At 37.7% G+C, this 26189-nt stretch carries 20 protein-coding genes and 2 pseudogenes; 16 read left to right on the top strand and 6 right to left on the bottom strand.

Annotated elements, in window-relative coordinates; genetic code table 11:
* The first annotated feature begins 345 nt into the window (after window positions 1–345).
* The 13 genes and pseudogenes from F6K23_RS22875 to F6K23_RS22810 all read left to right on the top strand — a co-directional run bounded on the left by F6K23_RS22875 (window position 346) and on the right by F6K23_RS22810 (window position 12040).
* A complete protein-coding gene (locus F6K23_RS22875) occupies window positions 346–480 on the top strand; it encodes a hypothetical protein (RefSeq protein ID WP_293160104.1) in 135 nt (44 codons plus the stop codon).
* 255 nt (window positions 481–735) lie between these two features.
* Entirely contained in the window at window positions 736–2670 is a 1935-nt protein-coding gene (locus tag F6K23_RS22870) for an AAA family ATPase (RefSeq protein WP_293160103.1), read from the top strand.
* A 231-nt stretch (window positions 2671–2901) separates the two neighbouring features.
* A complete protein-coding gene (locus F6K23_RS22865; protein WP_293160102.1) occupies window positions 2902–3579 on the top strand; it encodes a GvpL/GvpF family gas vesicle protein in 678 nt (225 codons plus the stop codon).
* A gap of 418 nt (window positions 3580–3997) precedes the next feature.
* Window positions 3998–4207 (top strand): annotated as a pseudogene (gene gvpA / locus F6K23_RS22860) (gas vesicle structural protein GvpA); the annotation flags it as partial.
* A gap of 105 nt (window positions 4208–4312) precedes the next feature.
* On the top strand, window positions 4313–4792 hold the full coding sequence (locus F6K23_RS22855; protein ID WP_293160101.1) for a hypothetical protein: 480 nt from the start codon (window positions 4313–4315) through the stop codon (window positions 4790–4792).
* 40 nt (window positions 4793–4832) lie between these two features.
* Window positions 4833–5105, top strand: a complete 273-nt coding sequence (gvpA, locus tag F6K23_RS22850) for a gas vesicle structural protein GvpA (protein WP_293160100.1) — start codon at window positions 4833–4835, stop codon at window positions 5103–5105.
* Window positions 5106–5324: 219 nt separating this feature from the next.
* The gene (locus F6K23_RS22845; protein WP_293160099.1) at window positions 5325–7355 is read left to right on the top strand and encodes a hypothetical protein; all 2031 of its coding nucleotides are present in this window, start codon (window positions 5325–5327) and stop codon (window positions 7353–7355) included.
* A gap of 209 nt (window positions 7356–7564) precedes the next feature.
* Window positions 7565–7840, top strand: coding sequence for a hypothetical protein (locus F6K23_RS22840; RefSeq protein WP_293160097.1), 276 nt, complete (start codon window positions 7565–7567; stop codon window positions 7838–7840).
* 756 nt (window positions 7841–8596) lie between these two features.
* On the top strand, window positions 8597–9130 hold the full coding sequence (locus F6K23_RS22835) for a GNAT family N-acetyltransferase (protein ID WP_293160095.1): 534 nt from the start codon (window positions 8597–8599) through the stop codon (window positions 9128–9130).
* A gap of 73 nt (window positions 9131–9203) precedes the next feature.
* Window positions 9204–9383 carry a hypothetical protein gene (locus F6K23_RS22830; RefSeq protein WP_293160093.1) on the top strand — a complete coding sequence of 60 codons (180 nt, stop codon included), beginning with the start codon at window positions 9204–9206 and terminating at the stop codon, window positions 9381–9383.
* A gap of 491 nt (window positions 9384–9874) precedes the next feature.
* The gene (locus F6K23_RS22825; RefSeq protein WP_293126606.1) at window positions 9875–10198 is read left to right on the top strand and encodes a CU044_2847 family protein; all 324 of its coding nucleotides are present in this window, start codon (window positions 9875–9877) and stop codon (window positions 10196–10198) included.
* A pseudogene (locus tag F6K23_RS42900) lies at window positions 10191–11618 on the top strand (SUMF1/EgtB/PvdO family nonheme iron enzyme). Before F6K23_RS22825 ends, F6K23_RS42900 begins: the two are co-directional and overlap by 8 nt.
* A gap of 77 nt (window positions 11619–11695) precedes the next feature.
* A complete protein-coding gene (locus F6K23_RS22810; protein WP_293160091.1) occupies window positions 11696–12040 on the top strand; it encodes a four helix bundle protein in 345 nt (114 codons plus the stop codon).
* A 101-nt stretch (window positions 12041–12141) separates the two neighbouring features.
* Here F6K23_RS22810 and F6K23_RS22805 read toward each other — a convergent pair whose 3' ends face one another.
* The 3 genes from F6K23_RS22805 to F6K23_RS22795 all read right to left on the bottom strand — a co-directional run bounded on the left by F6K23_RS22805 (window position 12142) and on the right by F6K23_RS22795 (window position 15452).
* Window positions 12142–12411, bottom strand: coding sequence for a hypothetical protein (locus tag F6K23_RS22805; RefSeq protein WP_293160090.1), 270 nt, complete (start codon window positions 12409–12411; stop codon window positions 12142–12144).
* Between the two features lie 154 nt (window positions 12412–12565).
* Window positions 12566–14170 (bottom strand): nickel-dependent hydrogenase large subunit, encoded by a 1605-nt coding sequence (locus F6K23_RS22800; RefSeq protein WP_293160088.1) that lies wholly within the window; start codon window positions 14168–14170, stop codon window positions 12566–12568.
* A gap of 319 nt (window positions 14171–14489) precedes the next feature.
* Window positions 14490–15452 (bottom strand): hydrogenase small subunit, encoded by a 963-nt coding sequence (locus F6K23_RS22795; protein WP_293160086.1) that lies wholly within the window; start codon window positions 15450–15452, stop codon window positions 14490–14492.
* Between the two features lie 2466 nt (window positions 15453–17918).
* Here F6K23_RS22795 and F6K23_RS22790 point away from each other — a divergent pair.
* Entirely contained in the window at window positions 17919–20948 is a 3030-nt protein-coding gene (locus tag F6K23_RS22790; protein ID WP_293160084.1) for a plasmid replication protein, CyRepA1 family, read from the top strand.
* 93 nt (window positions 20949–21041) lie between these two features.
* Here the strand turns inward: F6K23_RS22790 and F6K23_RS22785 are convergent, their stop codons facing one another.
* Together F6K23_RS22785 and F6K23_RS22780 are read right to left on the bottom strand one after the other, a co-directional pair.
* On the bottom strand, window positions 21042–21212 hold the full coding sequence (locus F6K23_RS22785) for a hypothetical protein (protein WP_293160082.1): 171 nt from the start codon (window positions 21210–21212) through the stop codon (window positions 21042–21044).
* An 848-nt stretch (window positions 21213–22060) separates the two neighbouring features.
* On the bottom strand, window positions 22061–24226 hold the full coding sequence (locus F6K23_RS22780; protein ID WP_293160080.1) for a transglycosylase SLT domain-containing protein: 2166 nt from the start codon (window positions 24224–24226) through the stop codon (window positions 22061–22063).
* A gap of 493 nt (window positions 24227–24719) precedes the next feature.
* Here F6K23_RS22780 and F6K23_RS22775 point away from each other — a divergent pair, with 493 nt between their 5' ends.
* Window positions 24720–25658: an RNA-guided endonuclease InsQ/TnpB family protein gene (locus tag F6K23_RS22775; protein ID WP_367267782.1), complete on the top strand. Its 939-nt coding sequence runs from the start codon at window positions 24720–24722 to the stop codon at window positions 25656–25658.
* Entirely contained in the window at window positions 25651–26010 is a 360-nt protein-coding gene (locus tag F6K23_RS42025) for an RNA-guided endonuclease InsQ/TnpB family protein (protein ID WP_367267781.1), read from the top strand. Before F6K23_RS22775 ends, F6K23_RS42025 begins: the two co-directional genes overlap by 8 nt.
* Before the next feature lies 1 nt (window position 26011).
* On the opposite strand, the gene F6K23_RS22770 is transcribed toward F6K23_RS42025, so the two are convergent.
* Window positions 26012–26173, bottom strand: a complete 162-nt coding sequence (locus F6K23_RS22770) for a hypothetical protein (protein ID WP_293160078.1) — start codon at window positions 26171–26173, stop codon at window positions 26012–26014.
* Window positions 26174–26189: the final 16 nt, after the last annotated feature.

Here is a 26189-nt window from a genome sequence, read left to right as displayed (position 1 = left end):
GCAAAAGTTCTAGAAAAAAAATCCGAAACAGGGGAAGTAAAAACTTCCTATCAGGTACAGTCTCGAACTATTAACAATACTCCCAAATGAAAAGCATTCAGCCATCAGCTATCAGCTATCAGCTTGAATAGTTATAATTAAAGCTCGTAGTAGGGCTTTAGCCCGAAGTATAGATATTTGATGGGCTAAAGCCCAACTACAAACAAAAACTTTTTTATTATTTATTATTCGGACATCATATTATTGCAATAAATTACATCATGATGATTATTCTGATACAAATAGTTTAAATACTGAAGAATTTACAAACACAAATATTAAGTTAAACCATCAAAAATTAAAACAATGAATCATTTTCTAAGATTAGACTTAAGACAAATAATAGAATTGGCAAAAGTTCTAGAAAAAAAATCCGAAACAGGGGAAGTAAAAACTTCCTATCAGGTACAGTCTCGAACTATTAACAATACTCCCAAATGAAAAGCATTCAGCCATCAGCTATCAGCTATCAGCTTGAATAGTTATAATTAAAGCTCGTAGTAGGGCTTTAGCCCGAAGTATAGATATTTGATGGGCTAAAGCCCAACTACAAACAAAAACTTTTTTATTATTTATTATTCGGACATCATATTATTGCAATAAATTACATCATGATGATTATTCTGATACAAATAGTTTAAATACTGAAGAATTTACAAACACAAATATTAAGTTAAACCATCAAAAATTAAAACAATGAATCATTTTCTAAGATTAGACTTAAGACAAATAATAGAATTGGCAAAAGTTCTAGAAAAAAAATCCGAAACAGGGGAAGCAAAAACTTCCTATCAGGTACAGTCTCGAACTATTAACAATACTCCCAGAAGAACTAACACTAACATACCAAGAAGAAGAGACCATTATCAAACCCAAATCAGACAACCTGTTAGACAAACCAGACCTCCACAACCAACTAACTTTACTCCCCCACCCCCAGATACAAAACCAGCACCCACCTCAAAAGAAACTGGCGGTTCCACAGAAAATAGACCTCAACAACAAACTAACTTTACTCCCCCACCCCCAGAAACTAAATCAAGACCTACCCTCAAAGACATTGGAGGTATGTCCGAAATAATTCAAGAATTAAGAGAAGTAATAGAACTCCCACTCAAACGCCCAGATTTATTATCACAATTAGGATTAGAACCTGCTCGTGGAGTCTTATTAGTTGGACCGCCAGGTACGGGTAAAACTCTCACAGCTAAAGCAATAGCAGAAGAACTGAGACTCAATTATATTGCGATCAACGGACCAGAAGTAATCAGCAAATATTATGGAGAAGCAGAAGCAAGGTTACGCAAAATTTTTACCAAAGCAAAACAATCTGCTCCTTGTCTGATATTTATAGATGAGATTGATAGTATTGCTCCAGACCGTAGCAAAGTCGAAGGAGAAGTCGAAAAACGATTAGTCGCCCAATTATTGGGACTAATGGATGGATTTGTCGAACATCAGGGTGTCTTAATTTTAGCAGCAACAAACCGCCCAGACCATATCGATCCTGCTCTGCGTCGTCCGGGAAGATTTGACCGAGAAATTAATTTCAGTATTCCAGACCGCAATGGAAGATTAGAAATTTTGCAGATAATGACAAATTCTATGCCATTAGATAGTTCTGTTGACTTGGGAGAAATTGCCGATATGGCAGTTGGGTTAGTAGGTGCTGACTTAAAAGCTTTATGTCAAAAAGCAGCTTATTTAGCTCTCCGTCGTCAAGTTCCATCTTTAGATAGTCCGACTCCAGAGGATATGAGTTTATTGCAAACTGATTTTCTGGCAGCAATTAAGGAAATTAAACCTTCTGTATTACGGTCTGTAGCGGTAGAAGTGCCTAATGTCAGTTGGCAAAATATTGGCGGTCTGGATGCAGTCAAACAAAAATTACAAGAGTCAGTTGAAGGTGCATTACTATATCCAGAATTATATGAACAAACTAAGGCAAAAGCTCCCAAAGGAATTTTATTATGGGGGGAACCAGGAACCGGAAAAACTTTGCTGGCAAAAGCAGTTGCTTCCCAAGCACAAGCTAATTTTATTGCTGTCAACGGACCGGAGTTGCTGAGTAAGTGGGTGGGAGCAGCAGAAGAAGCAGTACGAGAACTTTTTTCTAAAGCAAGACAGGTTGCACCTTGTGTAATATTTATTGATGAGATTGATACTCTAGCTCCTGCTCGTGGTAAATTTATCGGAGATTCTGGAGTAAGCGATCGCCTAGTTGGTCAACTATTAACAGAATTAGATGGTTTGCGCGACTGTACTCAGATATTATTGGTGGGAGCAACTAACCGTCCTGATGCTCTAGACCCAGCATTACTGCGAGCGGGAAGATTGGATTTGCAAATAAAGGTAGACTTGCCAGATATAGCAGGTCGTTTAGCAATTTTGAAAGTTCATAATCAAGGTCGCCCACTGCAAGCAGTAAATTTGAAAGATTGGGCAAGTCGCACAGAAGGTTGGAATGGAGCAGATTTGGCATTGTTGACTAATCAAGCTGCTTTAGCTGCTATTCGTAGTTATAGCGCTAAAGGAATTAAGTCTCCAAAGAAAATCAGGATTACAAATGCTCACTTTACTACTGCTTACAATGCTCTAATGAGTCAAAAACAGTCTCATAATTTTAAATAATGTAGGTTGGGTTGAGGGACGTTAGCGGAGCTTCCCGGAGGGAAACCCAACAATTTCTTATCATTGAAAGGCTCGTAGTAGGGCTTTAGCCCTATCTATACTTAGGGCTAAAGCCCTACTACAAACAAAAAAATTATTATCTGGACATGATATTAGTTGTTTTGAGTTTCGGGAAACCCTCAACCCAACCTACGAGCAAAAAACTCACTGTCATAACTGCCAATATTTAAAATGTCATTTTATGTCTACGCTTTCGTTAATTTACCCAAATCATCCCTAGCATTGCCAAAAGGCATGGAAAAGGAAGTCGAACTAATTACATATCAAAATCTGGCTGCTGTAACTGAAGCAGATATATCTATTGAGGCAATACAGGAAACAGACGAAAAATTACTCCAAGCAGTATTAACCCACGATCTTGTAGTTCGAGAAATATTTCAGCAAACTTCCCTAATACCACTCAGATTTGGAAATGCTTTTGCTACTGTTGAAAATATTGTTAATCACTTACAAAATAATCAGCAACAATATCTGACTACTTTAACTCAATTGGCAGAAAAGGCAGAATATACCATCAAATTTTCTCCTGTTTCTCCCCCTTCTAACCTAGAAAGTAGTAATGCTCGTGGCAAAGCTTATTTATTAGCTAAAAAACAACGCTTTCAACAACAGCAAGCTTTTCAAACTGAACAACGTCAACAACTGGAAAATATACGTCAGTTAATTCTCAAAGAATATCCACAAGCAGTCTGGAAAAATAGTACAGAAGGGGAGACTAAACAAGTCCATTTGTTGGCCAATAGTGAAGTAGAAGTTCTAACTACTCAACAATTACCAACTTGGCAAGCTGAGTGTTCCTATTGGGAAATTAGTTTGAGTGAGCCACTCCCCCCTTATCATTTTGTATAGCAAGAAACAAAAAGAAATGTTTTTCCCACTGTTGCCTATTCCCTATTCCCTGTTCCCTGCTATATGAAAATTATCATCAGAATGACAAAGATAATGTTATAGTTAACTGAGACTTAAAAATCTCTGTAAAGCGGATTATTTCAGCATCCTAATATTTAGCAGCGCTTACTTGAAAGTCAACTAAAAAATTACATGGTTGCTGAATTGAAGTATGAATGCGCGATTGTTTGGTTCTCGCCTTCGCCCCCGCGCATCCCCTACCCATTGGGGGACTTTTAGAGTTTTATTCCCCCCAAAATTGGGGGGTTAGGGGAGCTTGAATCATACCCAGAATCAGCAACGCCAAAATTACATAGTTGCTAAACCAAGCTAGGAAACTGTTAAATTGATGCTTATTGCAAATTAAGGAATAAAAATTATGGCAGTAGAAAAAATCAACTCATCTTCCAGTCTCGCTGAAGTTGTAGACCGAATTCTTGATAAAGGTGTTGTCATAGATGCTTGGGTTCGTGTTTCCTTAGTCGGTATTGAATTACTGGCAATTGAAGCTAGGGTAGTCATTGCTTCAGTAGAAACTTACTTAAAATATGCCGAAGCAGTTGGTTTGACAGCTCTAGCAGCAGCACCGGGAGAAGTTATTTCTAGTGATTTAGATGATGAACCTATGGACGCAATAGGAGTAACAGAACCTTCTGCTGCTGGAGTTTATTAATACTAAGGCACAACTTTAATTATGGCTCTTAAAGATATATGGGCAAAAGAGCGATCGCAAAGATTAACGGAAATTGCCGAACGCAAACTAGAGGTTGCCCAACACAGACAACAAACTCAAGCTGAACTTCGTGCTATTAGACAAGAGCTTGATGAAGAAGCTCAGATGCTTCACACTATGTTAGAGGAGTTTGTGACAAAGCTTCAGGAAACAGGTGCAGCAGAAAAACAACAAAGGCAGTTGGAAAATGCCGAACGTTATAAACAAGTGCGGACAATGTTAGAAGATTATGTTGAAGCACTGCATTTGTATGAACAACAAGCACGTCAGGAGCGGTTAGAAGAGATTGCTCAACGCAAACAAGAAGTATTAGAACTTAAGCTTGAAGTGTTGCAACTTCAGGAACAATTCAGTTATGATCGGGCATTAATGGCTCAGGAGTTGGCTGAGAAATTACAACGCTTCCGAACTAATTTGCATGATTATGTTTGGGGTCCTTAAGCGATTCAATACTTTGAAGTATAAGGAATAAATCAAAATTATGGCAGTAGAAAAAGTTAACTCATCTTCCAGTCTAGCTGAAGTTGTAGACCGCATTCTTGACAAAGGTGTTGTCATCGATGCCTGGGTAAGGGTTTCTTTAGTAGGTATTGAATTACTTGCTGTTGAAGCTAGGATAGTTATTGCTTCAGTAGAAACTTACTTAAAATATGCAGAAGCAGTTGGTTTAACAGCTCTAGCAGCAGCACCTGCAGTAGGAACTACTGATGAAACTGAAATAGGACAACCTATGGCTTCTCCTACTTTAGTATAAATCAATAGGGTTAAGTCAAGGTTTTTGTGTGAAAAGTTGTCTATCAAATTAATGTTGAAACGGTAACATATTTCGCACTAATGATTTGATGCACTATCAAATTCAAATTCTATTAGATATCTCCGATAATTAACCTATAACTATTGTCAAACAGTTGTTAAATTTTAATTTACGGAGATGTCTATTTTTAAACCTTTTAATTAATTAAAGGAGTTTGAGATGAAAAATTTCAAAAATCGGCAAGAGAAAGGGGATTTACCTTCTATTCCCAATCCTTTCAAGAAAGCTACTGATGTAGTAGAAAATCTTACTGAAAATTTGCCCACAGAAAATTTATCTTCTCTTCAAGATGTACCAAATCAACTTACAGAAACGGTGGAGAATGTCACGGGAAAACTACCTTTACCTGGTTTTGGTATTTTGATAGGAATTTATAATTATATCAAAAGTTTTTTTATATTCATTTTTACCATTATTAGCAACATATTTTCAGGGATAAAAACATTATTTCAGCTATTCATTGCTATTCCCGTCAAAATATATCTATTTTTACTTCAGGCGATCGGCAAAATTTGGTCATGGCTGAAAGCTGTTTTTAAAGCTTGTGTGAATTTGATCGTCAAAATCTATGAATTTATAATTGATAAAATTAGCAAAATATTTTTAGGAATAAAAATACTATTTCAAATATTCATTGCTATTCCAGTTAAAACCTATTTATTTATAGTTGATGTAGTTGGTAAAATTTGGTCATTGGTAAAAGCTGTTTTTAAAGCTTGTATAAATCTAATTATCAAAATATATGAATTTATAATTGACACTGTTAATAAAATATTTTCATGGGTGAAAATACTATTTCAAATATTCATTGCTATTCCAGTTAAAACCTATTTATTTATAGTTAATGTAGTTGGTAAAATTTGGTCATTTATCAAATATATTGTTAAAAATTTAATAGCATTTATTACCACAATTGGCAATTTTTTAAAACTTCTCTTTTTCAATCCTTTATCTCTACTTACTAATCCATTGCAAAGTTTGAAATCTCTTGGTAATAGTGGAGGAGAAATAGTAGGAAAATTACCAGATGAAATAGGGGAACTTACAGAAAAATTAACAGGTGAAATAGAGGAACTTAGAGAAAACTTAACAGGCGAAATAGGAGAACTTAGAGAAAACTTAACAGGCGAAATCGGGGAACTTACAGAAAACTTAACAGGCGAAGTCGGGGAACTTACAGAAAAATTAACAGGCGGAATAGGGGAACTTACAGGTAATTTACTTGGTGGAAGCCAAAATAAAAAGACCAAAAATCAGGAGACAAAACGCCTGGGAAAGTCAAAAAAAAAAATACCAGAATCAGGTCCACCACCGTCAGGATCAGACTCCTCGGAATTACCAACCAATATAGTAGAACAATTCCAACTGCCAGACGAAGTATCCCCATCAGGTCTCCCATTGTTCCCAGAGTCATCGGAACAGCCCACCGATATAGAACAAGAAGACCCAGACGAAGTTTCCCCCTCAGAAATTCCAGACACATCAGACGTAGTTTATAAAACGACTAAAGGATTAATCTATATTCAAGATTTGTACCCTAAAGGCAAAGCAAGTAATCTCTATACCCTAGATATAGAATCAGGAAAAACAGTCTTAATTGGTTCTATGGGTATGCACATAGTTGATATTGCTTTTTGTGGAAATATACTCTATGGTATTCGGTGGCGCGACCAAAAAACAACAGATTTAGTCAGAATAAATCCCACTACTGCCAAAACTACAATTATTGGTAAATTAGGTAATAGTAAAGTAGCTAGTTTGGCTTTTTCTAAACATAGAAAAACTCTTTATGCAATGAGTCCTCAAACATTATTAAAAGTAAATGTAAATACAGGTGCAGGAATAATTATTAGGTCTTATAAATCTTATTATCCTTTTTATTGTGGTGGTTTAGCTTTTGATAGTAAAGGCAGAGCATATTCAGATTTTGGTAATAATAATAATCGGCAAAGATATCTGATGCGACTTAATCATAATGGTACCCCTATTGCTGTTGCTGGTGCTAGTGGAATTAAGAATTCTGGTAGTCTAGATTTTTACGGCGATCGATTATTTGCGATATTTAATGGTCAATTTGTTAAGTACGATTTAGTTACTGGTAAAGCCAGATTGGTAACTTATACAGAACATAATGTTCCTTGGGCTGGAATGAGTGTTAAATTACATCCTAGTATAAATAAAATGTCTTGAATTTGAGTTAGAGAATGAAAGAAAGTCATCAATTTATGCCTAAAATAAGTTTTTAAAATTGTATAAGCTACCTATCTCTATCATTATTTACCTTTTTTGATTCAATATTTATTTCTTCTTCTTTATTCCTGATTCCTTTGTGATATATTAAATTAAATAACTAAAATTTTAACATTTTAGGATTTAGATGTTTATTTGAGAGGTATTGAGTGATGAGAGATCTTAGTAATGTTCCGATACATTTGCTGAATCACGAACATTATCGTCAAATGTTAGTTCGTGATGGTCAACGTCGTTTTAATGAGTGGCATACAGAATATCTCAGATATCGGCAAGAGTTTCTCAAGGATCAGCGACGTCGGATTCAGGAACTAGAAAATTTGCGTGAGTCTATTTATCAATATCATAAACGTCGTTTCCAGGAGTCTCGGAGAGAATTTTTGCGTTATCAGAATAAGTTTCTGAATGAGATGCGTCGTTATTAAGTTGATATTTTTCCACTCCAAATTAATTCCGTGGGGTGGAAATTTCGGCGTTGCTGAAGCGCGTGTATGATATTAATCTTAATTACTTAGGAACTTAGGAGTCAGGAGTCAGGAGTCAGGAGTCAAGAGGGAAGAAAGAAGAAAAAACCCCGAGTAGAAGGAGAAAGTTTTTTGTTTGCTGACGCACAACGTACGTTTCCGTGTAAGTGGAACGGAGTTTTATCTGGCTTTTATCCGGACATGATATCATACCTCAAATCACCAACGCCGAAATTTATTTTTCTCTACGTTTCAATTAGTCTAGTTGTTAATACATAAGGTAGAGATTGACCAAAGCATTAACAAATAATGATTATACGAAAAGCTTTAGAAGATGTTCTGTCTGTCGAACGCACGGCATTTATTTGAAGTCAGAAGTCCCCAAGTCAGAACTCAGAAGTTAATTGATTACCGAAAAATTGTGGGTATGCGCCTCCCCTTTTAAGGGGATAATAAGCGGTCGTTTGCGCAGCATTCCGTAGGATGGGATGGCGAGGTCTCGGAGCTGTCCGACCATCGACTCCTGTGAAGAAAAATTTTCATGAATTTGTCAATCCTCTCCTTGAAAAGAAGAGGTAATTATTCATTATTCATTATTCATTATTCATTATTAATTGTTGAACGTGACTGAGGCAAGAGAATTTGAGAATGTTGGCGATCGCCAACTCCACTGTTATATTGGGATAAAATAATAGCATTAAATTCTTAGACAGATTAATGATTATACGAAAAGCTTTAGATTCAGATTTAGAAGATGTTCTGTCTGTCGAACGCGCGGCATTTGGTTCAGACGAGTGTGTTGAAATTGTGCAACTGCTTCTTGGCGACGATAGTGCCAAACCTATTGTTTCCCTGTTAGCTTTCCAAGAAAATAGAGCAGTAGGACATATTATGTTCTCTAGAGCTACTCTGGAATACAATGCTCCCTTATCAATTTCAATTCTGGGTCCCCTAGCAGTTATGCCTGATGTTCAAAAACAAGGTATTGGCGGTAAACTCATTAAAAATGGATTAGATATTTTATCGAAATCTGGCGTAGACCTCGTTTTTGTTCTCGGTCATCCTACATATTATCCACGTTTCGGATTTAAACCAGCAGGGAATCTTGGGTTTGAGCCTTCCTATCCGATACCAGAAAAAAATGCAGATGCTTGGATGGTTCAAGAATTGCGTCCGGGAATGATTGGAAATTTCAGTGGAAAAATTATCTGTGCAGATAGTTTGGATGACCCAAAATATTGGCGGGAATAACGAAGTCAGAAGTCAGTAGGGGCGAATGGCATTGACTAACGTCAAGCTCCGCTAACGCCCTCACTAGATTTTGTTGTTAACAGGAGCACAAAGAGCAGAAATAGAAAAAGCTCGTGCAGAAAAGGTCGAACAAGCACGGATCAATGCTGTTTCTCAACTCTTAGCAACAGGAATGGATGTGGCACAAGTGGCACAAATTCTTAGTTTCACTGTTGAGGAAGTGATATCATGTCCGTTGGTATCGTTTGTGTAAAAGTTAGCGTGGATATCTACAGGAAATTTAAGTTTTTTCTTGCCTGTTGCCTGTTGCCTGTTGCCTGTTGCCTGTTGCCTATTTACTATACAAGACCGATGCTACCGGACATGATATGAGACAAATTGCGGAAGTCAGAAGTCAGGAGTCAGAAGTCAGAAGTCAGAAGTTAAGTTCTTGAGGTTAATAATTAAAACTTGGGCGATCGCTCTACTGTGAAGGTGAGTTGCCACCAAGTTATATCGTTTCACTAAAGTCAGAAGTAAAAAGTCAGAAGTCAGAAGTGATGAAAGAGATATTTTAGCGACTTGAAACCTAAATTTTACAGTAATTTCATCTAATTATTTTACTTCATCAGTTACCAACTATTTGTGACATTTTTTAAGTGAATTGGTATTAAATTTTCCTAGATTTTTACATTATCCTGAAAATTCAAGAGATATTCTGGAATAGAATAGCTGTTAAAGTTACCAATAATTATATAATTATATATGGCCACCAGATTAATTGAATTAGAAGATGGTATTTTAGTTGAGGCAGAAGTCCCAGAGAATGAAGCCCAGCCTATTTCTACTAATGGTATTAAAGAAGTTAAGTCGAGTTTTGCTAAAGTTAAACCTATATTAATTAGTATTAGTCGCCCTATTGCTGAAGCTTGGCAAGAAATTAATAAGGATATGGAAATTGAACAAGCTGAGGTGGAAGTGGGTTTTAATTTTGAGGGGGAGGGTAATCTTTATATTACTAAAGCAAAGGCAGGTACGAATTTAAAGGTTAAGTTGGTTCTGAAACCTAAAAAGTCAGAGAATGAGTAATTTAGAAGAATCTATTGTTTTAATTACCAGTGCTAGTGACAACTCTCGCAAGGCAGATGTTATTGGTACTGGATTTGCTTTTTATCAAGAGGATAATTATACCTATTTGCTAACCTGTGCTCATGTTATTGAGGATGTGGGTGGTGAGGAAAATGTTTTGGTGAATAATATTCCAGCAGAAGTTTTAGGAATAGGAGATGTTAAGGGTTTTGATTTAGCAGTGTTGGGAGTTGAAAAGCTGAATGTGCCACTTTTCCAGCTAATAAGTTTATCTGAAGCAAAAAATCGAAAGTTTCGGACAGCAGGTCATTATCTCTATGGTGAAGAGAAAAAAATCTTGCTGGAAACTGTTGATGGAACTTTTGGGAAAAAGCGTTTTGCTCGTCAAAATAATGAAAGGGTGGCAGTTTGGAATTTGTTAGTTGATGAAGGCGATCGCCTCCGTAGAGGTTATAGTGGCGCACCTGTTGTTGACTTGGAAACTGGTGGTGTGTTGGGTGTAGCTACCAATATGGAGAATGATGGAGCAAAGGGGTTAGCTATTTCGGTAGAAGCTTTGAAGAAAATTTGGCCTCAAATGCCTCCTATTATTTCTTATTTTTACCTAGAAAAATTTGATGTCATAACGGTAAACAAGAAAGGCGAAGAAATTGAGCGTCGTTTCCATGAAGCAGTATTTTTTACTGAAGATTTGGGTAATGGTGTGGTGTTAGAAATGGTGGCTATTCCTGGGGGAACTTTTCTTATGGGTTCGTCGGAAAATGAAGAGGTAAGAGGTTATAGCGAAAGTCCTCAACATCAAGTTACTCTACAACCTTTTTATATGAGTAAATATCCTATTACTCAAGATCAATATCAAGCTATTATGGGAAAAAATCCCTCTAACTTTAAAGGAGGAAACCGCCCAGTAGAATGTGTGTCATGGTACGATGCTGTAGAATTTTGTCACCAGCTATCTCAGAAAACTGGAAAAAACTACAAACTACCTAGTGAGAGTGAGTGGGAATATGCTTGTCGCGCTGCTACAACTACACCGTTTTACTTTGGAGAAACTATAACGTCTGAGTTAGTTAACTATAATGGCAAGTATACTTATGGCAACGCGTCTAAAGGTAAATTTCGAGAATAAACAACCGATGTGGGAAATTTTCCTCCTAATGCTTTTGGTTTATACGATATGCACGGCAATGTTTGGGAATGGTGTCAGGATGTTTGGCATGATAACTATAAAGGTGCGCTTACTGATGGCAGTGCTTGGCTGGAAAATGATGAAAAAGAACATAATGCCGTATTGCGGGGCGGTTCCTGGAACAACATTCCTCTTATCTGCCGTTCTGCGTCTCGCTACTACATCCATTGGCGCGACAACCACAACCTCTATATTGGTTTTCGTGTAGTATGTGATGGCGGGAGTGAATGAAGTCAGAAGTTAGAAGTCAGAAGTCAGAAGTTTTTATGAAGTTTAGAAGTTTGAGGTTTTTGGAATAGGGAAATAATTTGAAGTTAGAAGTTTTGGAGTTGGGAAATAATTTGAATAATCAACAAATTTCAATTCAAGAAAGAACTAAGAAGTTTGCAGTTAGAATAGTCAAAGCTTGTACTTGGTTAGAAGGACAGTCTCAAGTTAGTAGAACTTTAGCCCATCAATTATTAAAATCGGGAACTTCTATCGGAGCTAATTGTAGTGAAGCTAAATCTGCCCAATCTAAAAGAGATTTTATCAGCAAATATGAAATTGCTCTCAAAGAAGCTAGAGAAACAAAATACTGGCTAGAAGTTATAATAGAAGCCGAAATAGTATCTTTAGAAAAGTTTAAAAGTCTGACTCAAGAAACTGAATAAATTATTGAAATATTAGTTGCTGCTGTTAAAAAACTCAAAGAATAAACTTCTGACTTCTCACTTGATCAAAACTTCTGACTTCTGACTTCTAACTTCTGACTTCAAATAACACGCTCCATATTACCGCCAAAAGAAACAGCCACATTATATCCAATACGAATGCCAAATAATCTAGCTAGGGGATTTTTCTCATAGAGATAATTTGCTGCTTCTAAAGGATCTTTATTAACAGAGTAATCCCTTGTTTCAATATCAATAACCACCATTTTACCTATATTCTCTGGTGTTTCAACAGCAGCACGGATACTATTTTGATAAAGCTGTTCAGCAATCTTCCCAACTTCTTCATAACTTAATAAGAGTGTTTCCATCAACTTATGCTCCAAAAAAAGAATTGTTTATCTATAATAGCAGAAGTAAGATGGAACTCGCCTTATCATACAAAAGTTTTCACGTCAACGAACCATATTAAAAATAACCCTGTAGGGACGTTGCATGCAACGTCTCTACTTTTATCTTGCTAATTTATGAAGTCCTAAACCGTGCCAACTCTTCCCCAGTCTTAGCATCATGAGCGTGAACAGTACACACCAAACAAGAATCAAAAGACCGAGCAACATGACCGACTTCCACAGGGTCATTCACATCAGTAATAGGAATACCAACCAACGCTTCCTCAATAGGTCCGCGCACACCTTCACCATCACGGGGTCCCACATTCCAAGTAGTCGGCGCAATAACCTGATAATTCTTAATCTTACCCCCTTCTATTTCCACCCAATGACAGAGGGAACCACGACTAGCATTAGTCGCACCCCAACCACGACCATCTTTTTCTTCAGGCTTAATATACCAAGGATCGCGCAACTTAAACTCCCGCAAACAACGTTCTGTTTCACGGTACAACTTAGTTAGTTCGTGCATTCTGGCAAACACGCGCAAATGTACGCTCGGTCCGCCCATTTTCTTGAACATATCTAAAATTAAACCGTCTTTCTGCTGCCAACTTTCCCCATGGTCGCCACCTGATATTAATTCCCGCGCTAAAGCACCAACTTCCATCCGACCTAAGTCTTGGTGAGATACAGCAGTTGACCAAGAATAAGCACCATCAAAATCAATATCATTATTAGGAATGGGTACGGTAGTGCGGTCAAAAGGATGTACATCTCCATCACCCTCGTTATACCAAGCGTGGGCAGTATTCTCCCGCGTAAAAGTATGCTCCATCAATTGATGAATATCTGTAGCGCTATCGTAAACACCACTTTTCATAATCATTGCAGCATTCCGACCTTCAATAGTCGGACGTTGATATTTATCTTCGTGAGGCAAATATCCCCAACTCATATATTTACCAACACCCGCACCAATTTTATCCAAACCAATATTCAGACCCATGCGCCAATAGAAACCCAGGTCGGAACTAGCATGATTAGGATTTTCATCCAACCATTCCATGAAATCTTCATAAGTTTGAATTTGTTCAAACCTGTCAATGGAACAACCCAACCATATTGGTTCCAACCAGTTGTTGCGGTAATATTCCAACATTGCCCAGGCGCGGGTAACATCGGTGAGAGTGGGAGCGCACATGACGCCACCGGGAACCATGAAACTAGAGTGTGGCCATTGACCGCCGAATAGAGCGTATATTTCTACGGGTTTGGATGCAACGGTAATACCTGGTTCGTAGGATGTACCTGTAAATGCTGCGAAACGTTTGCAAGCTTCTTCGTAGAAAGGACTACTGTAGTATTTTTTATTTGTTAAGTCGATCGCGTATAAACCGTAGAAGAAGCGCGGATGACTTTGGAGTGTTTCTACCAGTTGACCGAGGTTACGAGCAAGGATAGCGTTCCGGGGTACTTCTGTTTGCCAAGCTGTATCTAACGCCCAGGAAGCACAGGTGAGGTGAGAAGCACCGCAAATTCCGCATATTCTGGGGGTGACAATGAGACCAGCTTTAGGGTCTTTGCCTTTGAGGATGACTTCAAAACCTCGGAACATTTGTGCTTGAGTCCAAGCATTGGTTACATATCCATCTTGAATGTCAACTCTTACATCTAGGTCGCCTTCAACGCGTCCCACGGGAGAAATATCTAATGTTTGTACTTTAGTTTGAACCATTATTTCTGTTATTCAGTTATTAGTTATCAGTAGCTACAGTTTCTATAGTGGCGTGACACACCTAAAATAGTGCAATAGTAGGGGCGGGTTCCGCGTTAAATTAATGGTGTTAGCCACGATCTGGTAAACCCGCCCCCGATCCAATAATAAATACCCACACTCATTAGTCGGTCCAGTAGGGTGTGTTAGCGCCAGCGTAACGCACCATCATCCAGTAACGTAACGCTGACACATCTAAAATTGTGCGTTACGACGGATTGTTTAATCCCCTTAATAGTCTAGATTTTTGCCGTCTAACGCACCCTACTAGACTCATATTTTAAACTGTAAAGAAGTCTTCCTCTGCCCACTTTGGAGTTGAGTCTTTAGCAACGATACTTAGCAGAGCATAGTCTTTACGGTTGACTCCCGTAGGTAATTCTTTGGGAACTCCCATGACTGTTTGAGTCTTGAATACTGTTCCCGGTGCGAGGTCGTGGAATGGAAATTCTGGTTCCGTACAACCTAAACATGGCATTCCCGCACGAGTCTTGGAGGAAACTCGGTTCCATAAAATGCGGTTACAGGAAGAGTGAGTCATCGGTCCGCGACAACCCAAGTCATAGAATAGACATCCTTGACGCTGCCCGAAATCTGAAGTTGAAGCTTTATAAGCAAAGTGAACGTTGCGAGTACAACCTGTTTGAGTAAAGCTTTTGAAAAATGTTTCGGGGCGGTGAAATTCGTCTAAGGTAATGTCATCAAGTCTACCAGTGGCAACCGCTACTAATATTTGGGAAATCCAATCTGGGTGCGCGGGGCAACCGGGAATATTGATAACTGGATATCCAGCTTTACTCTTGAAGTCTTCTCCTAAAAATCCGCCTTTTTTCCGTTTGAGAAATTGTAAACCTTCAGATTCACTGGGGTTTGGTGACATTGCCGGAATACCGCCATAAGTAGCGCAGTCTCCCACTGCCACGACGAAACCTGCAACTTCGGATAATTCTTTAACCCAATCTTTCATCGGGCGATCAGCAAAACGGTTCCATTCTCCCGTACCATTGGGAGCGTTAATTATAGTTCCTTCGTATACTAATATATCTAAATGTATTGTTCCCGAAATACAATCTTTTAATAATTGTTGAACGTCTGTACCAAGTTCAAATCCTAAAGAAGGATGCCAAAGTACATTAATGCCAAAGTCTGTGATTAGGTCACAAATATTTGGTTCTTCAGCATTGAGAAATGATATGGTATTGCCAGAACAGGCTCCACCTTGAAGCCACAGTAGATTGATCATTCTCCCCGATTCTCCTCTCTTTTGTCTGAGGTTGAAATGGGATTTACGATTAGGACTTGTCGCACCCTAATTCAACCTTTATGGAATTATAAAGGGGATATAATGACAATTTTCCATTTCTTTACGAAATTCTTTATTATTGATTAATTGTTAGTTTAACTAATTTTTATTTGGTTGCTTTTGATACTTTATTTTCAAAGTTTTATTGCTATGGAAGAAGGCAGAAATAAGAAGAAAGAAGGAAAAATCTTGCGTTGTCTGAGTTTTAAATTGTTGATATGTCAAATACAATCATGGCGACTGCTATAAGAAAATCTTGAGAAAAACTAAAATTAAGTTGTCCTAGATTTTCTGAAATTTTCTACATATCAGGAATATTTAGCATCCCAGACTTTAACTCTGTTCTTAGAAATATATCTTCTTTCAATATTCGACCCCTCAATTCGATTACTAAATGCTAAACTTCTTGAAAGTTATACCAAATTCAAAAAAGGTAGTTACATCTTAATTTGTGATTTATTGCTACAATTAAAAATTGTATATATCCATATAAAATGTCAAAATAAAGCATTTTTTCCTCTTTTTTATCCAGTTTTTCTTTCTCTGTTGCCTTCCGGAGCTGTTGCCTGTTGCCCGTGTCGAGACTGTAGTAATATTTTATGAAATTGGTATTATCTAACGCTTAGAAATATCTTTGTGTTACATTGTCATAAGCATCACACATTATTTTGTAATGCTCAAGTATACTCATGCCCAATATATCTACGCATCAGTCCCGGAAAATATCAGGAAATGCTTAGTTGAAATAAATAGACATCTGTTCAACAATGAATAATGAATAATGAATAATGAATAATGAATAATGAATAATTACCTCTCCTTGAAAAGAAGAGGATTTACAAAGAGATGAAAATTTTTCTTCACAGGAGTCGATTGGATATGGCGAGGAGACCTCGCCATCCCTCGACCGCTTATTATCCCCTTAAAAGGGGAGGCGCATACCCACAATTTTTCGGTAAAAATCCAAAATAAAATCAATTATCACACATAAATTATCAATTCTTTCTCCCTACTGCCTCTTTTCTGGAGATGTCTAATAGGCGATCGCTATGAATTGACAGTGCTGAGAACAAATCGGGGAGTTATATCAAATCCGCTAGGGTTCGGTATAAAAAAATGTTTCATCTTCGCTAACGTCGCAAATATTTCTAAATTCTCTTTCCTCCTGACTCCTGAGGACTGATATCAAATCCGGTTGAACACTTATTAGAGTTGTTGGGGGGATTCGGGAATTCGGGGAGTCGGGGAGTCGGGGAGTCGGGGAGATTGAATGCTTGAAGTATAGTTATAAACAGATACTAGACTTGTCGCTTTATAAACTAAAAAATTGTAGAAACCCCCCTATGTAAAGCTTGTAGTTATTTATAGCTCAAAATACTCAAAATAATTACCCTGTCTAGGTTTTGGAGATTTTTTCTATCTATTTAGCGACAACTCTACTATATAACCGGATTCTATATGACTCCTAATTAACTATCTAATTATACCAATGCTACCGGATTTGATATTATTCTCTTCGGGAGTTTCAAACACAGGATAAAGATGTTGCAGTTTGACTCTAGTGCAGAATGGCGGAAATAACTGACCAGTTACAAAATCCTAAAAGCCTTACCAATCAATACTTCTGACTTCTGACTTCTGAGTTCTGACCTCCGCGTAGCGGCACTAGTATCGTCAGTAGAGAAATGCCAAATGACCTTACTCGCAGTGTGATTACGCTCTTGACTCCATACTTCTAACTCTTTGTGCAACTGCTCAATAGATTGCTACTGCCAAAAATTTTGGCGTTGAGTCGTGGTAATGATTTTGAGATTAACTTTGGGCGCAAAACATAAGTTTTTCAATTTTACCTTCAGCTAATAGACATCTCCAAGAATAAAAAATCGGCGTTGGTAAGTTAGTGTATGATATTAATCTTAATTACTTAGGAGTCAGGAGTCAGAAGTCAGGAGTCAGGAGGGAAGAAAGAAGAAGAAAGAGGAATAGAAGGAGAAAGTTTTGTGGTTGCGTAAAGGTCATGGACTTCTATCGTGCTCTTATCCAGACAAGATATCATACCTCAAATTACCAACGCCAAAAAATCAAATCAATTATCCCAATAGATACATCAATTATTTCCCCTCCTGGGAGGGGGAGGGGCGTTGGGGTGGGTTCCCTACTGCCTACTGCCTACTCTCTACTCCCTATGGGTGGAGGAAATGTCTAATTATCATTACATTTAAGCAACGCCAAAATTTTTACCTCCAGAGAGTTCTAAATTGCTGTATCAATTATTAAGATTTATAGCTATTCAAAAATTATTTGTTGAGGCCATTAGTCCCGGAGTCTTAAGAAAATTTTATATGTATATAGTGTGTTTTTCCAATATAATAAAAATCCTTCACTGTATATAGAGTGCATTATTAAATGACCCCAAAGACCGAACCACAAATTAATTATTTCCGAGAATGGACTAATAGTTGTGTCGATGACCAACTAATACAACTTAATGTTATACCTTTAGAAGGACAACGGCCTTATGAATTTTTGTTTTATTCTGATGCCATTCCTAGACGAAATGATGGCCGAGTAACTAGCCAAATATTAAAACGATACCAACACGTTGAAGAAGGTGGATGGTGGTGTTCGGGAATTGATTTACTGACAGGAGAAGAGGACCTTTGGGGTTGTTTTAAACCTAGTCAACCACGTCACAGTTATGACCAAAAAAAGTTAATTAAATACGAACATCCTCCGAAAACTCCTACCAGTTTATTTGCCCTAAAAATACCCCTACATTTGTGGCATCAAATTGCTAGTCGTTATCAAATAGAAATTCTGCCAGAAGATATTGATAATAATCAACCAGACCTTGGTTTTTGGCAGTGGTTTATCGCTCATCCTGAAATACCTTTATGTATTACTGAAGGTGCAAAAAAAACTGGTGCTTTATTAACAGGTGCTTATGTAGCGATCGCTTTACCAGGAATTTTTGGTGGATATCGAGTTATTAGAGATGAATATGGCAACCGTATTGGTAAATCACATTTAATTCCTCAGTTAGAAAAGCTAGCAAATAATCGTCGAGAAATTTATATTGCATTTGACCAAGATACTAAACCTAAGACTATTAAAAATGTTCATGCTGCTATTAGACAAACTGGATATTTACTCACAAGGAAAGGATGTAATGTTAAAGTTATTTCCTGGAGTCCAGAATTGGGTAAAGGAGTTGACGATTTAATCGCAAATCATGGGCAAGGTGTGTTTGATGAAGCTTATAAAAACGCATTACCTTTAGAACTTTGGAAGGCTAAATCATTTAGCAAACTCACATATCCTGTAAATCTTAGAGTTAATAGTCGTTATCTTTCTGAACAACATATTTTAGGTTCTATCAGCAGTAATAATTTACAAAAGTTAGATAATCTTGACCTAGCTTATAGCACTGATTTTCCGGCAAAATTGGTAGGAATTAAATCTGCTAAGGGTACTGGAAAAACCAAGTTATTAGAGAAAATTGTCAGTGAAGCTGTAGCTCGCAATCAAAAGGTTTTAGTTATTGGTCATCGAGTACAGTTAGTACAAGAGTTATGTCAACGTTTTGGACTAAAGTACATTACAGAAGTAGATAAAAAATCGGATAATAAATTATTAGGTATTGGTCTATGTATTGATTCCCTACATCCTAATTCTCAGGCTAGTTTTAATCCTGAAGATTGGTCTGATGGAGTGGTAATTATTGATGAAATAGAACAGGTGATTTGGCATGGTTTAAATTCTAATACTTGTCGGCAAAACCGAGTAGAAATTCTCAGGTCTTTCAAAACATTAATGCAAAATGTTTTAGGAGGTGTCGGTCAGGTATTTATAGCTGATGCTGACTTAAGTGATATTTCAATAGATTATCTACAAGCTTTAGCAGGAGTAAAATTAGAACCTTTTATTATTCAAAATGATTGGATACCAGGAGAAAAAGAAGCTTGGCAAGTTTTTAATTATCCAGAAACTACTCCTAAAAGATTAATTGCAGATTTACATAAACATATCCGTGAAGGTGGCAAACCAATGGTATGTTTATCAGCACAAAAAATCACAAGTAAATGGGGAACTCGTGCTTTAGAAGCTTATCTAAAAAAACAGTTTCCTGACTTAAAAATACTCAGAATAGATTCAGAATCTTTAGCTGAATCTAATCATCCTGCTTATGGTTGTATTAAATCATTAAATCAAGTATTGCCACAATACGATATTGTCTTAGCTTCTCCCTCCATTGAAACAGGAATTAGTATCGATATTCAAGGTCATTTTACTTCAGTTTGGGCTATTGCTCAAGGAGTACAAGGAGCAACTTCCGTTTGTCAATCTTTAGGTAGAGTTCGTGAGAATATTCCGAGATATTTATGGGTAGCAAATTCTGGTTTTAATCAAGTTGGAAATGGTTCTACTTCTATTACTTCTTTGCTCAATTCCGAACAACGTCTGACTCAACTCAATATTAGACTATTACAACAATCAGATTTTGATGGTTTGGAAGATTTAGAAACAGGTTTTCAGGCAGAATCTTTTTTGTGTTGGGCAAAACTAGCTGTTCGTTTCAATGCAGGAATGAATCAATATCGAGAGTCTATTTTAGAAGCTTTGCGAATCGAAGGACATCATATTCTCCAAGCTTCCCCAGAAGTTTTAACTAATAATTTAGAAGCCAAAAAATCGTCTGAAACACTTACTGAAATTAATGATTTACAAGAGGCGATCACTACAGTAATTAAGCAAAATTATCAGACAGAATGTGAAGCGATCGCTACTGCCCGAAATATTAGTTTTGCCGAATATCAAAAACTCAAAAAGCGATTATCCAAAACCAGCAAACAACAACGCGAACAACGAAGATTTGAATTAATGTTGCGTTATAGTATTCCGATAACTTCTGAATTGGTAGAAAAAGATGATGCTGGATGGTATCAACAGTTGCAACTACATTATTTTATGACCGTAGGACGACAATACTTAGTAGCACGAGATGCTGAAATAGCGAAAACAATTTTGGAGTTGGGCAAGGGAAATATTTTCATACCTGATTTTAACGATCGCTTATTGGGTGCAACCATTGGAGTGATGGAATTATTGAAAATACCGCCATTGTTGAAAGATAGGCAACGAGAGTTAAAAAATATTGATGAAGATTTGCAATTGTTAGCCAAGACTGCTTTAGCAAACCGAGCTGCAATTAAAACTATAGTTGGGATAGGTTTGGCGGTAAATTCTAGTCCTATTACAATAGTGCGGCGTTTTTTGGATAAAATTGGTTATAGTTTGGAGTGTTTGCGCACAGAAACTCATCAGAAAAAGCGATTGCGAATTTATCGTATTGTTAATCCTGATGATGGTAGGTTTGAGGTGTTTCAGCAGTGGTTTAGTGCTAGTCATGCTAAATCTTGTAAAGACCGAGTTTAAATAAAATGGTAATCCTGCTCGCGCAATGGTATACAGCAAAAAGTAATACCAAGCACGGGTAATACCAAGCACGGGAGCAAGATGCTCCCACTGTTAAGGAAAAATCAGGTGCATCTCATATTTGCAAAAATACTTTTTTCCTATATCTTCCCTATTGCCTATTGCCTGTTGCCTGTTGCCTGTTGCCTGGTAATACCAGGCACGGGAGCAAGATGCTCCCACTGTTCTCATAACAAACATTGCCGGACAATGCACGACTACCAATAAAATTTTGTGGTGCGAGCATCTTGCTCGCCACAGGTGTACCTCACCCTTGATGGAATTTCTAATACCATTTTGATAAATGTTTGTTACAAATGGTAGGGACGTTGCATGAACGTCCGTACGAAAGAAGGAAGAGGGAAGAAGGAAGAAGGGGTAAATATTGAAAAAAAGGGAAAAAAAAGATAGATAACTATCTCAAATGAACTGGAGTAGCTATTTTTAAGCATATCCGAGCAATATCTACCTTTTTGTAGCATTCTTTTTTCAAATTGGTATAATATAGCAGAAGGAAGAAAGCTTTAATTAGGGTTTGCTGAAAAAGTCTTTTAGTAGGAGACAGGAGAAATGGGAATTATAGAGGAGGTAGTCAGAAAAATTGTCAGAGTGATTTTTCTGCCATAATCATCCCAAAATACTAGCTTTTTGACCTTTTTCTGCTGAAAAGCTGGCACTTTTTTAGACCAAAAAATGCTAAAATCAATATCAGTCAATGCTTTGATATTTAATCACCAAGCCCTACAGCGCTTTTCGCTCTTGATGAACCACATCTTCACAAGCAAAATCTTGTAGGGACGTTCCATGGAACGTCCCTACTGTGGTTTACCCAAATGAAAACCGCTGTAATTATCTAGGACAGAGGAAAGTAAGGAAGAAAGAAAAATCTGCCTTGTCTGAGTTTTAAGCTTCGGAAGGGTCAGTTATATCATGTCCGGATAATTAGTCATAAAAAACTTTCTCCTTCTCCTCCTCTTTTTTCATTCTTTCTTCCCTCCTGACTCCTGACTCCTGACTCCTGACTCCTTCTTTTTTCCCTCCTAACTTTTAACTTTTAACTTTTGACTTTTGACTTATTTCTGATGTTGAGCGTAATGTCTCTCCATTAACTGAGCAACTTCAGGATTATAAATTTGTAAATAATTCCAATAATTTTCAAACACAGACTCCACATAACCCCTCGTTTCAGGATAAGGAATTTTCTCCACAAAAGCATCAGCATCATTAAACCCAAACCGCTTTAACCAACTACTCACAGCATTCGGTCCAGCATTATAACTCGCCACTGCTAACATCGAATTATTCTTGTACTCTTTATGAGTAAAATCCAAGTAATAAGTACCCAAATTTACATTATCATTCACATTCTCTAAATCATAGCTCACAAGATTAATATTCTTAGCTGCCTCCTTTCCCGTTTCTGGCATAACTTGCATTAACCCCGTAGCACCAACTACCGATTTTATCTTCGGCATAAAACGAGACTCTTGACGAATTAAAGCAGTAACCAACACAGTATTTAACTCTCGTTTGTTAGACCATTTCACAATAGTTTCCAAATAAGGAAAAGGATACAAAGTTTGCCAATAAGTAGGCTTTTCCTTCAATGCTTTATACTCAGCTATCTCCTCTGGTTTTTCCCGTTTGCTCAAGCTAGTAAGCATCCAAATACCATCCAAATTATCTCCGATACCAATCCTTAACACACCATCAGTATACTGTTGAGCAACAGTTGGACTCATCCGGTCTTCAAATTCTACCTGCCATTGTTTCCAAGCATCCCGGTCTTGACCAATCTGATATAGTTCTCGCAATGTGTCAGAACCAAAAGGCAATGGGTCTCGCCCTTTAGTATGTACAACCTCTGGAGATAGAGGACGAACAGTAGTAAAATCACCCACAGGCCAATCCAACATCACCGCCGATCGCCAAGCATAATAAGAGTGGGGATAGCGTAAAATCATATACTCGAAAGCCTTTTTAGCATCCTCTGTCTGCCCAAGTTGCTGTGCCCACTTACCTACCCAAAAACCTGCTTGTGGTGCTAACTCACTATCAGGATTATTCGCAGTCAACTCTTGTGCCCACTTCCAAGCCACTTGTAAATTGCCCCCCGCAGCAGCTTTTTCGGCCAACTCCCACCGTAATTCAGCAGCAGCATCAGAATTCTTATACTTACTCAACAACTGTTGACGTACCTGTGAAGCTGACTTAGCAGAGTCCAGTCGATCGAGTAACTTAGACTTATCGAGCATAGCTTCGGCAGCATGACTAGGAAAATTAGCAATTACCCTGTCAAGATATGGTATGGCTTCTTTTCGATCTACCAGTCTCGACAAACGAATCAAACCCAAAGCTGTATCTTCTCCTCCATTGGGAAACTGGTTAATTAAGGCTTTGTAAGCTTCGCGGGACTCCTTAGTTTTTCTCCCTAACCATAAACCCCTAGCATAACGATATAAATTTTTGGGCGTCTTAGTTGCTTTCTGATATGCCAGACCACCTTTATAATAATCCTGCTTTTCCCAATATCCAAAAGCAATCATTTCCCAATCTTCAGGAGTTAACTGGGAGGCATATTTTGTTCTGAGTTGTTCTAATACTGTTCCATATTCCGGCACATGAAAACCATATTTAGCAATGAGCAATAACAACTGAGGTTGATTAGGATTTTGCTTCAGTCTTTCTTGAGCAATTTTCACTGTAGTGGGATGACCTGGAAATTTAGCGATCGCCTCATCCCAATATTCCGGATTTTGTTTTCCTAGAACATACAAAGCTTCTGCTACTACTGGTTCTTCTGGATAAGTTGCTAATAATTCTGACCAAGCTTCTTGTGCTTTCTCAGTATTCCCAGTTAATTCATAAGCTTGTGCCCGTTTTAAGATAACGTATGGTGCTAGAATTGTATATTCTTGGTCTAAATTTTTCAGTTGAGCGATCGCCGACTCTACCTCTCCCTGTTGCATTAAATCATTGGCCAGAATATAACGTGCTCTACTGCTATTTAGAGATTTTTCTTTCTTTATAGCAGCTTCGAGTTTATTCCTTCGTTGTTGGGGTGGATATGACACAAAATTTGTTACATCTAGCTCTGGGTTGAGCTTCTGATTTTGGATTGCGTTTTGAGAGATACTTTTGTTATTGTTTATAAGTTCTGGTAGAAACACTCCCAATAATAAAGCACTTATAGAAACGCCGACCAGTATAGAAACTTTTGTTATATTTTGCTTTAGCATTTACTTATTGTTAGTTAATTAATTTTAAAGGGTATATGGTATAATTTTTTTTCTTAGCGATAATTCTATTTTTCCTGATTTGTATTTTAGACTACAGTTTTGGGAAAAACAGTAATTATGGCGGTCGAAGGAAAGGTGAGAACATATCCAAAGCTGAAAATTCAGGCAACGCTAGATTTTTCCTTCTGCCTTCTGCCTTCTGCCTTCTGCCTTCTGCCTTCTGCTATATTTCCATCTCATTTCAGAGTTGAGTAATGGACTTTCATCAAAATTTTGACTTAGCCCCTATTAGTAATCATATCTTGGATTATTTTCTTTAGCTAAACTGCCGAGAAGCCTGCGCGCGAAATTTTAAAGAGGAGTGTGAGATGAATCGGCGGCCAATTGAATGGGTTCGATGCCCATTCAATTTGCATACTATCCCAGCATAAGCTTTCGCCCTAGTTGAAAAACTTGTATTATGATATTGCAATAACCCTGGAAATTTTCCACCATGCGCACTGCCTACCAATATAAATTAAGGCCCAACAAAGAACAAACCGCAGTCATAGAAATGTGGCTGGAATTGTTGCGTCGGCAGTACAACTATCGGTTAGACGAGCGGTTCTCATGGTGGTTAGAAAATCGCTGTCCGGTTAACGCTTGTCCCTTGGTGATGCCAATTCCTCAACTCTTAGATGATCCAGATTATTACTCTCAAAAAAAAGATTTGGTCAATACCAAAGACAAGTTTCCTGAGTACAAGTTGATTCATTCTCAGGTCCTGCAAGATTGTATAAAACGGGTAAAACTTGCCTTTGATAGATGGTTTAAGGCAGACAAAAGTGGACATAAATTAGGCAAACCAAGGTTTAAGGGAAAAGGGCGTTATCGCAGTTTTACTTATCCTCAAATCAAGCAAGACTGCATAGAAGGAAACAAGATAAACTTGCCCAAAATAGGCAATATAAAGTTGATTCAACATCGGCCGTTACCTGATGGTTTTCAAATTAAAACTGTGACTATTAGTCGTAAAGCAGATGGTTATTATGCGACTTTATCCCTAGAAGACAAATCAGTTCCAGCTTTGAGTTGTGATGTGAAACCTACATTAAAAAATACTCTGGGAATCGATATGGGGCTGAAGGAATTCTTAGTAACAAGTGAAGGAGAGTCTGTCCCCATACCTCAATACTATCGAAAATCTCAGCAGCGATTAAAGACTCTACAAAAACGTTTATCCCGTAAAAAGAAAGGCAGCAAAAGATGGTTAAAAGCTCTTCTAGCTGTAGCTAAACAACATAAAAAAGTAGCCGATAAACGTAAAGATTTTCATTTTAAAACAGCCAATGAATTGTTATCAAAAGCTGAAGTTATTGCCCATGTAGACGCGGAGCGGCGTGCCGGAGGCAAACTTAAATATAAAAGGGCTAGCAAAGACCCATTTGAGTAAATCAATTAATGATGCTGGATGGGGTCAATTCCTGACTATTTTAACTGTCAAAGCCGGAAATGCTGGACAGAAAACCATAGCAGTGAACCCCAAAAATACTAGCCAAGACTGCTCAAATTGTGGTGAAAAAGTCAAGAAAGAATTAAAAATACGAACTCATTCTTGCCCGCACTGCGGTATTGTCATAGACCGCGACTTAAACGCAGCGATAAATATCAAAAATAGGGCGGTAGGGCATTCCGTCCTTAAAGCACGCGCTAGCCCGATGCAATGGCAGGGCTACGAAACGAGAAGCCCACACTATAGCGCCAGCTTAGTGTGGGAGTATGTCACTGAGCTACACATTTTCTGACTTATTTCCGGACTGAACCTATTACTAATTTTATGCTTAATATAAACATAAAATTACTCTTGATACAGAACCCGATTATATAATTATATGTTGACAATTCTATAATTACTTCAATCTCTCCATCTCCCCATCTCCCCATCCCCCCATCTCCCCATCTCCCCATCTCCCCATCTCCCCAT

The organism is Okeania sp. SIO2C9 (genome assembly GCF_010672455.1).
Lineage (GTDB): Bacteria > Cyanobacteriota > Cyanobacteriia > Cyanobacteriales > Microcoleaceae > Okeania.
The sequence above is the reverse complement of the archived record's forward strand: the minus strand, read 5'-3'. Positions and strand labels throughout refer to the sequence as shown.

What these genes read in the sequence shown, in the direction of transcription:
- F6K23_RS22875 (WP_293160104.1), top strand. Translation starts at nt 346, where the DNA reads ATGAATCATTTTCTAAGATTAGACTTAAGACAAATAATAGAATTGGCA.
- F6K23_RS22845 (WP_293160099.1), top strand. Translation starts at nt 5,325, where the DNA reads ATGAAAAATTTCAAAAATCGGCAAGAGAAAGGGGATTTACCTTCTATT.
- gvpA (WP_293160100.1), top strand. Translation starts at nt 4,833, where the DNA reads ATGGCAGTAGAAAAAGTTAACTCATCTTCCAGTCTAGCTGAAGTTGTA.
- F6K23_RS22865 (WP_293160102.1), top strand. Translation starts at nt 2,902, where the DNA reads ATGTCATTTTATGTCTACGCTTTCGTTAATTTACCCAAATCATCCCTA.
- F6K23_RS22825 (WP_293126606.1), top strand. Translation starts at nt 9,875, where the DNA reads ATGGCCACCAGATTAATTGAATTAGAAGATGGTATTTTAGTTGAGGCA.
- F6K23_RS22835 (WP_293160095.1), top strand. Translation starts at nt 8,597, where the DNA reads ATGATTATACGAAAAGCTTTAGATTCAGATTTAGAAGATGTTCTGTCT.
- F6K23_RS22770 (WP_293160078.1), bottom strand. Translation starts at nt 26,173, where the DNA reads ATGGGGAGATGGGGAGATGGGGGGATGGGGAGATGGGGAGATGGAGAG.
- F6K23_RS22775 (WP_367267782.1), top strand. Translation starts at nt 24,720, where the DNA reads ATGCGCACTGCCTACCAATATAAATTAAGGCCCAACAAAGAACAAACC.
- F6K23_RS22780 (WP_293160080.1), bottom strand. Translation starts at nt 24,226, where the DNA reads ATGCTAAAGCAAAATATAACAAAAGTTTCTATACTGGTCGGCGTTTCT.
- F6K23_RS22790 (WP_293160084.1), top strand. Translation starts at nt 17,919, where the DNA reads ATGACCCCAAAGACCGAACCACAAATTAATTATTTCCGAGAATGGACT.
- F6K23_RS22805 (WP_293160090.1), bottom strand. Translation starts at nt 12,411, where the DNA reads ATGGAAACACTCTTATTAAGTTATGAAGAAGTTGGGAAGATTGCTGAA.
- F6K23_RS22855 (WP_293160101.1), top strand. Translation starts at nt 4,313, where the DNA reads ATGGCTCTTAAAGATATATGGGCAAAAGAGCGATCGCAAAGATTAACG.
- F6K23_RS22800 (WP_293160088.1), bottom strand. Translation starts at nt 14,170, where the DNA reads ATGGTTCAAACTAAAGTACAAACATTAGATATTTCTCCCGTGGGACGC.
- F6K23_RS22870 (WP_293160103.1), top strand. Translation starts at nt 736, where the DNA reads ATGAATCATTTTCTAAGATTAGACTTAAGACAAATAATAGAATTGGCA.
- F6K23_RS22795 (WP_293160086.1), bottom strand. Translation starts at nt 15,452, where the DNA reads ATGATCAATCTACTGTGGCTTCAAGGTGGAGCCTGTTCTGGCAATACC.